Genomic DNA, 852 nt, shown 5'->3' with positions numbered 1-852 from the left:
TGTCTTACATTCATTCCCCTCTCATGGAGAATACAAAAAATAAAGAAATTTTTCTTACGATGCTGAAAAGCAATTATCAATCACAGCTTCTGAAATGATATAATAGTTTTCGTTCAATAAGCCTAACATGAAAGGGTTTTACATAGATGGCAAACCAACCGATTGATTTACTGATGCAGCCGAAATGGAGAGTTATTGACCAATCCAGTCTCGGCCCTTTATTTGATGCGAAGCAATCCTTCGCAATGGATGATACGCTGTGCATGTCCGTCGGAAAAGGCGTGTCGCCGGCGACAGCGCGCTCATGGGTGCACCACGATACAATTGTCCTTGGAATACAGGATACACGCCTCCCGTTTTTGCAGGATGGCATCTCCTTGCTGGAGAGTGAAGGATACCGTGTGATTGTACGCAATTCCGGCGGTCTTGCCGTCGTATTGGATGACGGTGTTTTAAATATCTCTCTCATATTCGAGGACGAAAAGAAAGGCATCGATATAGACAAAGGATATGAAGCGATGGTCGAGCTGATGAGACGAATGATGAGACCGTATAACGCAAAGATCGAAGCCTATGAAATTGAAGGGTCTTATTGTCCCGGCAGCTATGACCTCAGTATAAATGGCAAAAAGTTTGCCGGCATCTCTCAGAGACGCGTTCGCGGCGGAGTCGCTGTTCAAATTTATCTCTGTGCGGATAAAAGCGGCAGTGAAAGGGCCGACTTGATCAGACGATTCTATCAAGCGGCGCTGAAAGACAAACAAAACGATAAAAAAGGCGTCTATCCGGAAATACGTCCGGAAACGATGGCGTCCTTAAGTGAGCTTCTGCAAAAAGACATCTCCGTACAAG

Annotated in this window: 1 protein-coding gene and 1 pseudogene; both read left to right on the top strand. The window is 45.2% G+C overall.

Going from position 1 to position 852, the window contains the following annotated elements; all coding sequences use genetic code 11:
• Positions 1–98 (top strand): annotated as a pseudogene (locus tag ACWHAR_RS25105) (LysR family transcriptional regulator); the annotation flags it as partial.
• 48 nt (positions 99–146) lie between these two features.
• Positions 147–852: octanoyl-[GcvH]:protein N-octanoyltransferase (gene ywfL / locus ACWHAR_RS25100; protein WP_452088185.1), on the top strand; the 706-nt coding region annotated here is incomplete at its 3' end.

This window comes from Bacillus sp. LR--39, assembly GCF_053613335.1.
Note: the sequence above shows the minus strand (reverse complement) of the source record. Positions and strands in the feature narration are given on the sequence as shown.